This is a genomic window from Agrobacterium sp. Ap1, from assembly GCF_017313375.1.
Classification (GTDB): domain Bacteria; phylum Pseudomonadota; class Alphaproteobacteria; order Rhizobiales; family Rhizobiaceae; genus Neorhizobium; species Neorhizobium cellulosilyticum.
Map to the genome: position 1 here is coordinate 122,818 of NZ_JAFLMY010000012.1, position 15,099 is coordinate 137,916.

Consider the following 15,099-nt stretch of genomic DNA (forward strand, 5'->3'; position numbering starts at 1 on the left):
GTTATCTTCCGCGACTTATTGAACTCCTACGACAACCGGGAACCGCCATGACGAACCCTCGCTCCTTCGACAAGAATACCGACGCATTCCCGGCATTTGAAAATTTTGCGCCCGCCCTGCGCCAGCAGAGCGAATTGCGCCGCGCCATCACCGCTGCCTACCGCAAGCCGGAGGGCGAAAGCGTTGCTGCGCTTCTGGTGGAGGCAACATTGCCGGAAGAGACGCGCCGCGACATTCGCAAGACGGCGAGCCAGCTGATCAAGGCACTCCGCGCAAAGCACAAAGGCACGGGCGTTGAAGGGTTGGTGCATGAATATTCTCTGTCGAGCCAGGAGGGTGTCGCCCTCATGTGTCTTGCCGAAGCACTGTTGCGTATTCCCGATACGGCAACCCGCGATGCGCTGATCCGCGACAAGATTTCAGACGGCGACTGGAAGTCCCATGTCGGCGGCGGCCGTTCGCTTTTCGTCAATGCCGCCACCTGGGGCCTCGTCGTCACCGGCAAGCTTACCAACACGGTCGATGGCCGCAGCCTTTCTGCCGCGCTCACCCGGCTGATCGCCCGTTGTGGCGAACCAGTCATCCGCCGCGGCGTCGACATGGCAATGCGCATGATGGGCGAGCAATTCGTCACCGGTGAAACGATTGCCGAGGCGTTGAAGCGTGCAAAGCCGCTGGAGGAACGCGGGTTCCGCTACTCCTATGACATGCTGGGCGAGGCTGCGACGACCGCGGCAGATGCCGAGCGCTACTACAAGGATTATGAAAAGGCGATCAACGCCATCGGCCTCTCGTCTGCCGGTCGCGGCATCTATGACGGTCCTGGCATTTCCATCAAGCTCTCGGCACTGCACCCACGTTATGTCCGCGCACAGGCCGAACGCGTCATGGGCGAACTCCTGCCGAAGGTGAAGGCTCTCGCTAGCCTGGCGAAAAAATACAATATCGGCCTCAACATCGATGCCGAGGAGGCTGACCGTCTCGAACTGTCGCTCGATCTTCTGCAGAGCCTTTGCGAAGATCCTGATCTCGCCGGCTGGGAGGGCATGGGCTTCGTCGTGCAGGCCTATGGCAAGCGTTGCCCGGCCGTGCTCGACTTCATCATCGATCTTGCCCGCCGCAACAATCGCCGCATCATGGTGCGCCTCGTCAAGGGCGCTTATTGGGATGCGGAGATCAAGCGCGCCCAGGTGGACGGACTGGAAGATTTTCCAGTCTTCACGCGTAAGGTCCATACCGATGTTTCCTACATTGCCTGTGCCCGCAAACTGCTGGCGGCGACCGACGCTGTATTCCCGCAATTTGCGACCCATAATGCGCAGACTTTGGCGACGATCTATAATATCGCCGGGCCGGAATTCCAAAGCGGCAAATACGAATTCCAGTGCCTGCATGGAATGGGGGAGCCGCTCTATGACGAGGTTGTCGGCACAAGCAAACTTGGCCGCCCCGCACGTGTCTACGCTCCCGTCGGCACCCATGAAACATTGCTTGCCTATCTGGTTCGACGCCTCTTGGAAAACGGCGCCAACTCCTCCTTCGTCAACCGCATCGGCGACAAGAACGTTTCGGTAGATGAACTGGTGATCGACCCAGTCGATGTGGTTCGTGGCATGGCTGAGATGGGCGCCCGTCACGATCAGATCGCTCTCCCCCGCGATCTTTATGGTGCCCGGTTAAATTCCACCGGGCTGGATCTCTCAAACGAAACGACGCTTGCGGAACTCTCCACATCGCTGAAAAACTCGTCCACCCGTGAATGGACTTCCGCTTCAAGTTTGGAAAATGCTGGAGCCAGCCGTCCGGTGCTCAACCCTGGCGACCGGCGCGATGTTGTCGGCACGGTCACCGAGATCACGGAAGCCGGCGCCGGCAAGGCCATGACAATCGCCACGAGTGCAGCCGCGGGCTGGGCCGCCACGGCTCCCACAGACCGTGCTGCCTGCCTGGAGCGCGCAGCCGATATCATGCAGGCTCAAATGCCGGATCTGCTCGGCCTCATCATGCGCGAAGCCGGCAAGTCCATGCCCAACGCGATTGCGGAAGTACGCGAGGCAATCGATTTCCTTCGTTATTATGCCGAACAGGCGCGCCGCACGCTCGGCCCGGGACATCGTCCACTCGGCCCTGTCGTCTGCATCAGCCCATGGAACTTCCCGTTGGCGATCTTCACCGGCCAGATTGCCGCAGCGCTGGTCGCCGGCAATCCGGTTCTGGCTAAGCCCGCGGAAGAAACTCCGCTCATCGCCGCGCAGGGCATCCGCATTCTGCACGAGGCCGGCATTCCCGCCAATGCTCTTCAGCTGCTTCCGGGTGATGGTCGCATCGGTGCGGCACTCGTTGCAGCACCGCAGACCTGCGGCGTCATGTTCACCGGCTCCACTGAAGTGGCGCGTCTCATCCAGGCCGAACTGGCCCGCCGTCTGCTGCCAAACGGCAAGCCGATCCCGCTGATCGCCGAAACCGGTGGCCAGAATGCGATGATCGTCGATTCCTCGGCGCTCGCCGAGCAGGTCGTTTTCGATGTCATCGCGTCAGCCTTCGACAGCGCCGGCCAGCGTTGCTCGGCACTGCGTGTTCTCTGCCTGCAGGAAGACGTCGCAGACCGCATCCTTTCCATGCTCAAGGGCGCACTGAAGGAGCTTTCGATCGGTCGCACCGACACGCTGAATGTCGATATCGGCCCCGTCATCACTGAAGAAGCCAAGGGCAATATCGAAAAGCATATCGAAGCCATGCGCACGCTTGGCCGCAAGGTTGAGCAGTTGCCGCTCGGCCCTGAAACAGCAAACGGAACCTTCGTTGCCCCGACGATCATCGAGATCGGCTCGCTGAAGGATCTTCAGCGCGAAGTCTTCGGTCCGGTCCTGCATGTCGTACGCTACAAGCGCGATGATCTGGAACGGTTGATCGAGGATATCAACGGTACCGGCTACGGCCTGACTTTCGGCCTGCATACGCGCCTCGACGAGACGATCGCGCAGGTGACCGGCCTCATCCGGGTCGGCAATATCTATGTGAACCGAAACGTCATCGGCGCTGTCGTCGGCGTTCAGCCGTTTGGCGGACGCGGCCTGTCCGGGACAGGCCCGAAGGCAGGAGGTCCGCTTTATCTCGGCCGTCTGGTCGACAAGGCCCCGGTTCCGCCACGCCACAGCTCGGTCCATACCGATCCCGCACTCACGGATTTCGCCCGCTGGCTCGGCCAGCGCGGACGCAACAAGCTGGCACAGGATGCCCGCGAGACGGGCGCCGTTTCCGCACTTGGCCTGCAAACCGATCTCGCCGGCCCGGTCGGTGAACGCAATATCTACGCGCTTCACCCGCGTGGCCGCGTCCTGCTTGTCCCACAGACGGAAATCGGCCTCTATCGCCAACTCACCGCAGCGCTTGCTACGGGGAACGAGGTCGCAATCGATGCTGCTTCAGGCCTCAAGGCTTCGCTCGGCGATCTGCCGGCAAACGTCGCTGCGCGGATCACCTGGAGCGAGGATTGGGCCAAGGATGCCCCCTTTGCCGGTGCACTGATCGAGGGCGAAGGCGAGCGTCTCGTCGAAATCACGAAGAGGATCGCCGCGCTGCCAGGGCCACTCGTTCTCGTTCAAGCCTCACCCTCGGCAGAACTTGCGATGGATTCTGAGGCCTACTGCCTGAACTGGCTGCTTGAGGAAATCTCCACGTCAATCAACACGACCGCTGCAGGCGGCAACGCCAGCCTTATGGCGATCGGCTGATAGGTCATCTGGAAAGTCAACGCACCCGGTGTGAAAACCGGGTGTGACCTCACCAAATATATTCGACATCCGGCGTGGTCTTCGTTTCAAGATATTCCGTCAGCCGCTCCACGATCTGCCCGCAGGACAACACAAGATGTTCACGGAGGCGCTCACCTGCGTCCGTACTCCTGCCGTCCAGTATAAGGGTGATGATCTCGTTGTGATCATGCATGAAGGTTTCGATAGTCGGGTTGTCGGATAAGGTGACCTGCAGATATTTTCCGCAGATATAGGTCGGTGCAGTGCGGGAAAGCGCCTCGATGATTTCCGGATTGGGACAATATCCGAGGCATCGCTCATGAAGATCGTTTTCCAGCCTATCAAGATCGACGATATCCAGAGCAGGCGAGACGGCAATCGCTTCGCCAAGACGACCTCGCATGTCTTTAAGTTCGCTGCGCGGTATCAGCGATGCTGCGGCCTCCAGCGCGATCGGCTCCAGGATTCGCCGCAGGTCATAGAGATTTCGGCAACGTTCGACATCAAGGCCGACGATCTGCCAGTGTCCGCCGTTTCCCCGCGCAACGATCCCGAGCTTGTTGGCCCGGAAGATGAGATCGCGCGCCACCGTCCGGCCGATGCCGAAATGCCGGGCAAGCGCCAGTTCGTTTACACGCAGATGCCCGGACATCGAGTGCAGGATCAGTTCGCGCTCGATCCTGAAATACAGTTCGTCAAGAGCGCTCTGGTTTGCATCGATCTCGCCGTCGCCCAGCGTCAGATGATCAGCAGTCAGCGTAAAACGGAAAGGTTCGCTATCGTTTCCAACTACGAACCCCTGCCCGTCATGAGGGCGCACGCTGCCCTGCGCCTCCAGGATTTCGAAAGCCTGTTTCACCGGAGAGCGGCTCGACCCGAAGATCTTGGCGACTTCTGCTATCTTGATGATCGCGCCGGTAACGATCCGCTCGTCACGGATTGCCCCATCGAGATGTTCGGCTATGCGCCGATAGGCCGGCTGTCGCTCCAAGTCTCGCTCCGATTGCAGTCTGACATCAGGTGATCGCACCAAGCTGCCAAGGTACGAATTCGTTATTGCCGTAGTCATAGATTTCGCTGAGCGTCCGCTGGCCCGAAGCGACCGCGATCAGCGTCTCGAAAATCCGCTCGCCGGCTTCTTCGATGCTTTCGCGCCCGTTTACGATATCACCGCAATTGACGTCCATGTCCTCACTCATGTGTTCGAACATTTCCGTATTGGTTGCAACCTTGATCGTCGGCACCGGCTTGAAACCGGAAACGGAACCACGGCCGGTGGTGAAGATCAGCATATTGCAGCCACCGGCGATCTGGCCGGTCACCGCGACCGGATCGTAACCGGGTGTATCCATGAAGACGAAGCCGGTTTCGTCAATGATCTCCGCATACTCATAGACCGCCTGCATCGGCATTGAGCCGCCCTTGGCGACCGCTCCCAGCGATTTCTCCAGGATCGTCGTCAGGCCACCCGCCTTGTTGCCATGCGACGGGTTGTTGTTGAGTTCGGCACCGTGGCGCGACGTGTAGTCGCCCCACCATTCGATCCGGTCTATCAGCTTCTGCGCAACTTCCGGCTTTACCGCACGCATGGTCAAAAGATGTTCGGCGCCATAGATTTCCGGCGTCTCGCTCAGGACAGCCGTGCCGCCGTGCTTGACCAGAAGATCGGATACATGGCCGAGAGCGGGATTGGCGGAAATGCCGGAATAACCGTCCGAGCCGCCGCATTGCAGCGCCAGCTTCAGCTTGGAAAGCGGCTGGGTCGTCCGCTCCAGCCCTTTAAGTGCATCGAGCATTTCGACGATGATTGCAGATGCGACCTCGACCGTCTTGCGGGTGCCGCCGAGCTGCTGGATCGTCATGGTTCTAAGGAACTGGCTTTCCTCCAGCCCGTATTTCTCCTGGATCAGCGAGATCTGGTTCACCTCGCAGCCGAGGCCGATCATCAGGATACCGGCAAAGTTCGGGTTGCGCGCATAACCGCTCAGTGTCCGGATCAGATATTCGTAACCTTCGGTACCGGTACCGATCGCACAGCCCTGCCCGTGCGTCAGCGCAACCACGCCGTCGATGTTGTCGTACCCCTTCAGGCCGCCGCCGCGGTTGAAATGATCGGCAATCGCATGGGACACGGTGGCGGAACAGTTCACCGACGAGATGATGCCGATATAGTTTCGGGTGCCGACCTGGCCGTCCGGCCGCAGATAGCCTTCGAAGGTCCGGCGTTCGGCGTCCGGCACAAAATCGATCACCGGCACGTGCGACGAGAAATGGTGAGTCACGTCGCTGTGCTGCATGGCGATGTTCTGCAGATGGACATGGTCGCCGGGAGCGATATCGCAGCTGGCGATGCCGATCGTCTGGCCGTATTTCGTCGCGGCCTCACCCTTGGCGATTGCGCGGATCGCGATCTTGTGACCGCGTGGAATGACTGCGTCAGCCACAATTCCGTCGACGCCGGACGCTTCGCCAATCGCGATCTCACGTCGGGCTACGGCAACATTATCCAGTGAATTCAAGAGAATGGCGGCTGGAATATTCGAGCCGGCCTGGACATCAATTTTCATCTTATCCTCCCAAAGAAAGAAATGACTTTGTCGACAAAAGTCGTTTCACTGAGTCTATCGAACTGTCAAGGAAAATAATCGGTGATTTTGCCCCGTTGATCTGTCCACAACCCGCGTGATCACGTACAAAAGATCCGGTAGCTGTCCACCAGGTCTAAGCTCCTGAAATCGCATCTCTTGGCGGCGTCCGACTTGCATTTAGGCTGGAAGTTGAAGATGCCGCATGACGTGGGATGCTTCATCCTTAATTGCGTCTTCCGAAGAACCGGATTGCTGCGCTTTTGACGCCCCTGCGCTACGCTTGAACCCCTCGCGCTGTGTAGCGCATCGTGCGATGCAGGCAGCGATTGCAAGCAGATGCGATCGGATGGATATGGGCCACTCATCCTTTTCATGGGTCCGACATTGATTAATCCATTGCTATCTTGAAGCGGGCGCTTGCGCTAAGGAGTTCGCCGTCACCCAAGGTTCCAAATCCGGTACCGCAAGCCCCTTCCGCTTTCGAGGACTTGCTTCATGTGGCTCACCTTCTTGCCGCAGCAGCGTCGGGCTTGGGGCATCATCGCCTAAGGGTAACGAAAGCTCGGACGGTAGGTTCGTGGGCAAAGTTAAAGGCAGGGTGACAGCTGTTCTATGATTCAACACCAAGAGTGGTCTGGTCGATATCAGCCATTTCGATGTAACGATCTCTCATCGTCGTCGCGGCCTATGCAGGCGTTTTACCCAACAGCTTTACTGCGCCCTTAGAGGCGCGGTGTTTTCGAAGATCGTGCTCATTGCTAGTTTCGAGGGGCGATATGTTTGGTCGGTATTAGGTCTTCATCCAACAGCGTTCAGCTATCCCCAACTAAAAGTTACCGCTCGAACGTTAATGGAGAGCGGAAAACCTTTCGATGAAACTGCAAGGCGGCTGCTTGAAAGACTGGCGATCGAGGATGACGCCGGGTCGCTGCCGATCCTTTGCAACGGATCTGGACACAAGGACGATCCATTGTCCCCGGCAGGCTTAGGTTTTTAGAATCCTAACAAGCAGATCCATTTGGAACGGCGAACTCGAGATTGGAGATCTAGTAGATGAGAGCCATCTGTTCGGCTCAAAGAGCCACGGCGCGCATTCCAGCGCATGAAGATATCCAATATGATCTTGATGGATACCCACGCGCGCTCGACTTCTCGGCTATTCGCTTGGGTTTCGAGACGCGGTTATTCTGGAGAGGACATCGACGATATAATGAAAGTGTATGGACCTGGTGCTAACCGAACGGAACAATGAGAAACGGCGGCACCCTCGCCACTCGTTTCAGCGGTCGTCTGCTTTTGCAATTCGCTCTCGAACTTTTCGTCTAGTGGCCTCATGAAGACGACTTTCTCACCTCCCCGATCCCCGTCAGCTTGATCCGCAGCCGCAGGAGGGTTGATTCGACCCAATTCTAGCCATTAGTGTGCCTGTTCTAGTCGCTATTGGTTCAACGCTGACAGGAATGACGCATGGAAGCTGACCCCAAGATCATCTACTCTTCCCGCTGCACGAAGTTTGCCAAGGATGGCCGGGTGGTTGAAGTTAACATTTTCCGACTTGAGCTCGAAACTGGATGGAATTTAGAAGTTGTGAACGAGCACAACACATCGACCGTTTGGGACGATCCATTCGAGACAGACGAGGAAGCTTACGCGGAATTCCTCTCCACTGTGGAAGAGGAGGGTATGGCCGCATTTGAAGACGTACCGACGGTAGTTCATTGACATTAGTGCGTCACTATCGTTTTCGGCGGGTTTAGCAAACTGAAGGCTCGTCTATCCGAAATGAGTGTTCGGCCCCTCGCTGGTCTGACAAAGCGCATCAACAATCACAAATCGCATGATGAGAAACCTTAGCGGGAACTAATAGGCGAGCGTGTGGTTCGGCGGACGTGAACGGGCCTCAGGCATCCTGATCCACCTCCAGAAGTCCCCAAGTGCAGGTTCGGTCCCCCTCAGATCGGGCCTGCCCGCCCGGCTTCGGAGATCCCCAAACCTCAACTAGGCGCTCGTTCCGGGGCTCTTTTTGTTCCAGGTGTTGGCCTCCCTTTTTTCGCCGCATGGCTGCGGCAATACGCTATTGTTTTTGGACCCACTTGGAGGCGGAGATAGACGCTCGCCCCGAATGATACAGCCGTTCGCTATTGTGCCCATCGAAATTGACGATGATTGTCCGTCATCAAATGATTTGAGACTTTTGGGGCTCTGGAAGAATGGAGTTTCCGGCTCGGTCTGCGGGTTGATTTAAGCCGCTTTGGCTTGGTGGTTCAAGCGGCGCTGTTTGATCGTATCTTGTTTGATCCTTTCGCGTTCGAGCAGGATAGTCTGGCCGCATCCGAAGTAGACGTCGGCCGGAGTGAGATTGTCGAGGCTCTCGTGGTATCGTCGATGATTCTAATGCTCGACGAAGGCCGCGATCTGGGCTTCGAGGTCTTCCTGGAAGAAGTAGTTTTCCAAGAGGATGCGGTTCTTCAGCGTTTGGTGCCAGCGTTCGATCTTGCCCTGCGTTTGCGGATGACCGGGAGCGCCATGGACCTGGTCGATCTTGTACTTCTCCAGCCATTCGCCGAGATCGGAGGCGACGTAACACGGCCATTGTCCGACAGCAGTCGCGGTCGGTGTCGACCTTGACCTTGTCGCAGCCTTAGGCGGCCAGTGCCAGATCGAGCGTGTCGGTGACATCTTCCACCTTCATGCTGGTGCACAGCTTCCAGGCGATGATGTAACGAGAATAATCGTCGAGGATGGTCGACAGGTAAAACCATCCCCAGCCGATGACCTCCAGGTAGGTGAAGTCGGTTTGCCACATCTCGTTCGGCCGCGTGGTCTTGTCCTTGAACTCGTCGTTGGCCTTGATGACGATATAGGCTGGTGACGTAATTAGGTCATGGGCCTTGAGCAGGCGGTAGCCCGAAGCCTCTGACACGAAATAGCCTTCCGTGTCGGTGAACTTTACCGCCAGCTCGCGCGGCGAGAGGTCGGCGTGATCGAGTGCGAGTGAGATGATGCGATCCCGGATATCCTCGGGGATGCGGTTCCACACCCGTGATGGCGCGGACGTCCGGTCTTCTAGCCCTTCAACGCCATGGGTCAGGAAGCGATCATACCAGCGATAGAAGGTCGGCCTTGGAATGCCGAGCTTGTCGAGGGTTTGCCTGGCCGACAGATGCGACTGTTCGACAAACCGAATGATTTCCAGTTTCTCGGTGGCGGGGTATCTCATTCGTCGTCGCCCCCATCCGCGATCATGCTTTTTTTGAGCAGGCGGTTTTCCAAGGTGAGGTCGGCCAGCGCCTCTTTCAGGTCGCGGCTTTCACGGCGCAGCGCTTTCACCTCGTCGCTGGTGGCCGAACGGGCGGTGTCACCCGCAAGTCGTTTCTTGCCCGCTTCGAGGAATTCCTTTGACCAGCTATAATACAGGCTCTCGGCAATCCCCTCACGGCGGCAGATCGCAGCAATGCTGTCTTCGCCTCGCAGCCCTTCAAGCACGATGCGGATTTTGTCCTCGGCTGAATGGTGCTTGCGCGTGGCGCGGCGGATGTCCTTGATCGTCTTTTCGGCCGCCGATGTCTGCGGCCCGGTTTTCTGTCTCATCTTCGCTTCCTTTGATAGAGCTACGATGAGCCGAAAATCCTCTCTTCTCAATTAAGCCAATTCTGTCTCATGGGCGCTGATGTCGGACACAGTGTTGCAGCCCCACCTGCATAAGCTGATCAAGCCTGGCAGCGCTGGATCGGGGTCGCTTTACTTACAGCCTCCTCTTCCAATGACCGTGGTGACAACCCTAGCAATTTTCCATCTGTGGCACGGTTATTGCTCGGTAAACGTTTGATGAAGCGCAGGAGGAGTTTGTGTTTTGGAACGGGACAATTTGCATATTTTCAATCCAGTCATAATCTCTCTCGGGGACGCAAATCCAGACTTAACCATCAGTTCGGTCGAGGAAGCTGCCGAGGAACTTCTATCGGAATGGCCAATCGAGGATGGCGACCGCTATTATGAAGCGGTGAAGGCATGCCTCGACTGTATCACGTCGGACGCAGATCCTGATTTGGCCCGTACGGCATTCGTTCAAGCTGCCGAGGAGGCCGGAATGTCGATCAAAGGGGCATTTTCCGGCACTTGTAGCTTTCAAGCTGTTTGACGACACGGCGGTAGGGTCTCGAAGCGAATCGCGAGGGTGGAGAGGGAAGGTTCAGCCTCTCAACCGAACCCTCCCGCACACGACCAGCCTGACATGACGGTCTCTGCACTCAATCGCCTTTGGCAAGAGCGCTGATCGAATATGAGCAAGAGATTGATTGGATAGCAAGCTGAGACCGCTGCCCGATACCGTACTGACCTACGGATATTCGATGCGTTGAAAAAAATCAGCAAGTGGTATGGACGGGTCCTGGACTCCATCGCCTGAACAGCAGGCGGCCTCAATTCCTGCTGCCTGGCCATTATGGCCATACACCCTATTTTCTGAGATAGCTCTTCGCTCCGCCAGTAGAATAGCAGAAACGACCCCCTCTGGGCCCAACCCAGTAGTCGCCAGACCTACAGGGGCCCTCGCCCCATAAAGCCGGGCTCATTTGATCCGCAGCGTTGTTGAGCAGGCGCAACGCTCCAGCGCCTAAGGCCGAAAAGCTCTTTTTGCTCGCGCTGACCGAGCCATCATTGCACGAAGGTCTCACCCCTGCATCCTGCTACACCAACTTTGCTCCCGCTGCATGGATAGTTTGCAGCTTCGACATTGAGACTGACGAACAAGATTCCATTGACGTCCAGCTGAAAGCAAAAACTCGACAGATCAGATTATTTAGCTTATCAACCTCTGTCGCCCGCACCTCCTGGAAGTGGCGGCCTGCGTCCTCGAATACCGGGTCTGAACTTCGATGAAAGGAACCGTCTCCAACTACGAGACGTCCGCTAAAGCGCGCGGCTCACTCCACTCAAGCGGTTTGCATATTTTATCCGCTTTCAGCGTCCACGAGCACCATGGGAAACAATTCCAAACGGGGTGCTGAATTTGCCTCTGGCTTTCGCGACAAACTAAGCTCCCTGATCATCACCTCTCCGAGCCGGTACCCATACGCCCTCAGGTCCACCCTGAATGATGTGAGTGTTGGCGCGAGATATCGACAGACGGGATTTTCGCGAAATCCTATGACCGCCACGTCCTTCCCTGGACAAATTCCCGCCTGATTGAGTTTCTGGTAAAGGCCCATCGCCATCGTCTCCTGGATCAGAAGGACTGCGGTAGGTCTTACTTTCATATCCAGTAAAGCGCTCGCAATTTCGGCACCGCCCGCAATTCGATCGTAGGGTCGCAGGACGAGTTCCTCGTCAAATGGAAGCCCTGCATCGGATAGACCTTTTTGATAGCCGTGCAGAAAGGCGAAGTTACTGTTCGTGTCCTGAGACGTTAGACCGAGAAGGATGCGTCTGTGTCCAGCGGCCGTCAAGCGATCAACTGCGGCCCTTGCCACTCCCGCAAAATCAAGATCAAGCGCTGCGTAGTCCCCTTTTGTCTCACTGCTTCCCAAAGCGACGAACGGCACGTCTCCTCGCCGCAGGTAATCGATGCGTGGGTCATACCGCTGGACGTTTGAGATGACAAAAGCATCCGCGAGATGCCTGTCGACGGCCCTGTAAAGGAACTCGTTCTGATCCTGATCCGACGAACAAGGAAGAATCAATAAGTCGAGGCCTGCTGACGACAGCGACGCCTGAAGCCCTTCGCTGAGCGCCATGAAAAATGTCTCTCCGGCGACGGTGCGTCCTATGTCGGTTCGCATCGTCAAGGCGACCGTGTTCGTACTTCCACTCCTAAGGCTGCGCCCCGACTGGTTGGGTCTATATCCAAGTCTCTCTGCTTCCGCTCTAATCTTGTCCTGCGTTTCCTTGCTGACCTCCGGGCTGCCGTTCATCGCGCGCGACACAGTGCTAATGGACATCTTGAGATGGGACGCGAGATCGCGAATTCCGATGCCTGACCGCTTTTTCATGCTTACCCTTTTTGTCTCTCAACACTATTGACATGGAGTAGGACGCGGTGGCAACTTCCCGGAAACGTTTCCGGAGAAGAGGATCGCGTCGGATTTTTCTGCGTTATTGGGCTGCGTTTCTGCCAAATATCACGCTTCATGATGCCTGACGCACCGCAAACGTTTCCGGCAATCTGCTTTTGGAGGAATTATGGCAGACCTGGAGAAAGATGTTGTCCGCAAAATCACGCGGCGACTGTTACCTGTTCTAATATTTAGCTACTTCATCGCGATCCTGGATCGCGCGAATGTTGGGGTAGCTGCCCTAACGATGAACCAGGACCTCGGACTATCCACGGCTGCGTTCGGTTTCGCCGCGGGCGTGTTTTTTGTCCCTTACGTCCTGCTCGAGCTGCCGTCCAATCTTGCTCTCGAACGTTTCGGCGCGCGGTGGTGGATTGCCCGCATCATGCTTACATGGGGACTTATCTCCGCTGCCCACGCATTTGTATGGAGCGCCGAAAGCCTGTATGTTCTTCGAGCACTTCTCGGTGCTGCCGAGGCTGGCTTCTTCCCGGGCGTAGTTTTCTATCTGACGCTTTGGTTTCCGGCGGCCTACCGTGGCCGCATCATGAGCATGTTCATGACGGGTATTCCGATCGCGCTCGTTTTGGGCACGCCTCTGTCAACCGTACTCCTGGAACTCGATGGGCTGCTCGGCCTTCACGGGTGGCAGTGGATGTATATCATCGAAGGGATTCCGGCCGTCGTCCTGGCGGTGTTTATCCCGTTCCTTCTCCCGAGCACTCCCCGGGAAGCCAAGTTTCTGTCTGACCAAGAGAAAAACTGGTTGGTTTCGCGGCTGGAAACAGAGCGTGCCGAGCGTTCGGCCAACAGTCAGGGCGGCCATAGCAAGCAATTAATGAAGGCGCTGCTAAGTCCGCAAGTCCTTCTGTTTTGCCTCATGTACTACGGTCTCACCAACCTCAATGGCGCGGTCAGCACGTTCTTGCCCCTGATCCTGAAGGAGTTCGGCTTCGGACAACTGCAATCCGGCTTCGTCGCAGCAATTCCCTATGCGTTCGGCGCAGTCGGAATGCTTCTCCTTGGGCGTTTAGCTGACAAGCCCGGCAAGCGGGTGGCAACCAACTATCTCGCGCTGGGGATCTCGATCGTCGGCCTTCTCGTTACCGCGTGGATCAACGACCCGACGCTCAAGCTGATTTCGCTATGCTTTGCCGCAATCGGCGTCTTCGGCGCAATGCCAGTGTTCTGGGGATTGCCAACGGCCGTCCTGAGCGGGGTTGTTGCCGCCGGCGGTATCGCGTTGATCAACTCACTTGGCAATCTGTCGAGCGTCATCAATCCATGGGTGATCGGGATCATTCGCGACCAGACGGGCAACTTCAATGGCGGCTTCTATTGGCTCGCACTGATGGCGACAATGTCGATCGTCGTCCTCACAGTCATAACACTCACATTTGGGCGGACTGCTGCTGCCAGCAACGCCTCAAGGACATAAATCATGCAGATCACAGAAGTCCGACTACGTCAACTCCACGGCACCCTGCCAACTAAAGGGGACCTTTGGGAGGAACGCCTCGTACGCCCCATCGACGTCTACCCCGAGTATCGGGATCGTAACGACCACGAAGGAGGCGTCCAGACACCCGACGGGTTCAAGATCGTCACCTACTTTGTCGAGATCCACACAGATGACGGCGTCTCTGGTCTAGCGGGCCCGATACCGGAAGGCGTGGCATTCATCATTGCTAAGCAGCTGCGACGTTTCCTGGTCGGCCAAGACCCCATTGCCGGGGAGAAACTCTGGGACCAAATGCACCGCGGCATGGTTCACGGAAGGCAAGGCGACGCGATGCTCGCGATCAGCGCGATCGACTGCGCGTTATGGGATCTGCGTGGAAAATGGATGGAGCAGCCAGTCTATCGCTTGATCGGCGGTCCGACCCAAACGAAGATCCCAGCATACGCTTCGATGTTGGGATTTGCGGTGCTAGACGCTGGCAAAGTTCGCGATCGAGCCATTGAATACAAGGAAAAGGGCTATCGCGCGCAGAAGTGGTTCTTCCGGCATGGCCCGATGAGTGGTTACGAGGGACTGAAAAAGAATGTCGAACTCGTCCGGACCCTGCGTGAGGCGGTCGGCGAGGACTACGATCTTATGTTCGATTGCTGGCAGGCCATGGATGTTGGCTATGTCGTCGAGCTCGCCGACAGGATCCAGGAGTTCAAACCTCGGTGGCTTGAAGAATGCGTCATGCCGGATCGCATCGACAGCTACACGAAGTTACGCGACAGGATCCGCATTCCACTTTCCGGCGCGGAGCATGAATACACTCGTTGGGGCTTCAAGCGTTTTCTGGACACGGGGGCCCTCGATGTGATCCAGCCCGACATCTATTGGTGCGGGGGGCTGAGCGAAACGTTGAAAATCGCGGCATATGCGACGGCGAATGATGTAATCACCATTCCCCATGGCCATTCGACATTCGCGACGGCCCACTTCTCAGCCACCCAGTCTCCAATCCACACTCCCTATCAGGAGTATCTGGTCAAGTGGAACGCGGTTCATCAGCACTTTCTCGTGGATCCACTCGATGTGGTTGACGGCTTCATCGAAGTGCCGGAGCGTCCGGGCTTGGCGATGAAAATCGATGAAACCAAAATTCAACAAGAGGCTATCGTTTTACCTGCTTGAAGCTCGAGGCAAACCGGTTTTTGCTCATTACTTCGGCTCCTCAGGAGATACCCGCGGAGCCGTTTCAA

The 15,099-nt window shown here is 57.1% G+C and carries 8 protein-coding genes and 1 pseudogene; 5 read left to right on the forward strand and 4 right to left on the reverse strand.

The window, feature by feature from the left end:
* Positions 1–47 precede the first annotated feature (47 nt).
* Positions 48–3,734, forward strand: a complete 3,687-nt coding sequence (putA, locus tag JZX87_RS21270) for a trifunctional transcriptional regulator/proline dehydrogenase/L-glutamate gamma-semialdehyde dehydrogenase (protein ID WP_206827846.1) — start codon at positions 48–50, stop codon at positions 3,732–3,734.
* A 49-nt stretch (positions 3,735–3,783) separates the two neighbouring features.
* On the opposite strand, the gene JZX87_RS21275 is transcribed toward putA, so the two are convergent.
* Both JZX87_RS21275 and JZX87_RS21280 read right to left on the reverse strand, forming a co-directional pair.
* Positions 3,784–4,746 (reverse strand): GntR family transcriptional regulator, encoded by a 963-nt coding sequence (locus JZX87_RS21275; protein ID WP_206827848.1) that lies wholly within the window; start codon positions 4,744–4,746, stop codon positions 3,784–3,786.
* A 25-nt stretch (positions 4,747–4,771) separates the two neighbouring features.
* Positions 4,772–6,322 carry a UxaA family hydrolase gene (locus JZX87_RS21280; protein WP_206827850.1) on the reverse strand — a complete coding sequence of 517 codons (1,551 nt, stop codon included), beginning with the start codon at positions 6,320–6,322 and terminating at the stop codon, positions 4,772–4,774.
* A gap of 1,488 nt (positions 6,323–7,810) precedes the next feature.
* Here JZX87_RS21280 and JZX87_RS21285 point away from each other — a divergent pair.
* On the forward strand, positions 7,811–8,065 hold the full coding sequence (locus JZX87_RS21285) for a hypothetical protein (protein ID WP_206827851.1): 255 nt from the start codon (positions 7,811–7,813) through the stop codon (positions 8,063–8,065).
* Between the two features lie 519 nt (positions 8,066–8,584).
* On the opposite strand, the pseudogene JZX87_RS21290 reads toward JZX87_RS21285, so the two are convergent.
* Positions 8,585–9,934: pseudogene (locus JZX87_RS21290) on the reverse strand (IS3 family transposase).
* A gap of 262 nt (positions 9,935–10,196) precedes the next feature.
* Between JZX87_RS21290 and JZX87_RS21295 the strand changes: the two are divergent.
* Positions 10,197–10,484: a DUF982 domain-containing protein gene (locus tag JZX87_RS21295; protein WP_206827852.1), complete on the forward strand. Its 288-nt coding sequence runs from the start codon at positions 10,197–10,199 to the stop codon at positions 10,482–10,484.
* 811 nt (positions 10,485–11,295) lie between these two features.
* On the opposite strand, the gene JZX87_RS21300 is transcribed toward JZX87_RS21295, so the two are convergent.
* The gene (locus JZX87_RS21300) at positions 11,296–12,333 is read right to left on the reverse strand and encodes a LacI family DNA-binding transcriptional regulator (protein ID WP_206827853.1); all 1,038 of its coding nucleotides are present in this window, start codon (positions 12,331–12,333) and stop codon (positions 11,296–11,298) included.
* Positions 12,334–12,523: 190 nt separating this feature from the next.
* Here JZX87_RS21300 and JZX87_RS21305 point away from each other — a divergent pair, with 190 nt between their 5' ends.
* Both JZX87_RS21305 and JZX87_RS21310 read left to right on the forward strand, forming a co-directional pair.
* Positions 12,524–13,834 (forward strand): MFS transporter, encoded by a 1,311-nt coding sequence (locus JZX87_RS21305; RefSeq protein WP_206827854.1) that lies wholly within the window; start codon positions 12,524–12,526, stop codon positions 13,832–13,834.
* A gap of 3 nt (positions 13,835–13,837) precedes the next feature.
* Positions 13,838–15,031, forward strand: a complete 1,194-nt coding sequence (locus tag JZX87_RS21310) for an enolase C-terminal domain-like protein (protein ID WP_206827855.1) — start codon at positions 13,838–13,840, stop codon at positions 15,029–15,031.
* Positions 15,032–15,099 lie beyond the last annotated feature (68 nt).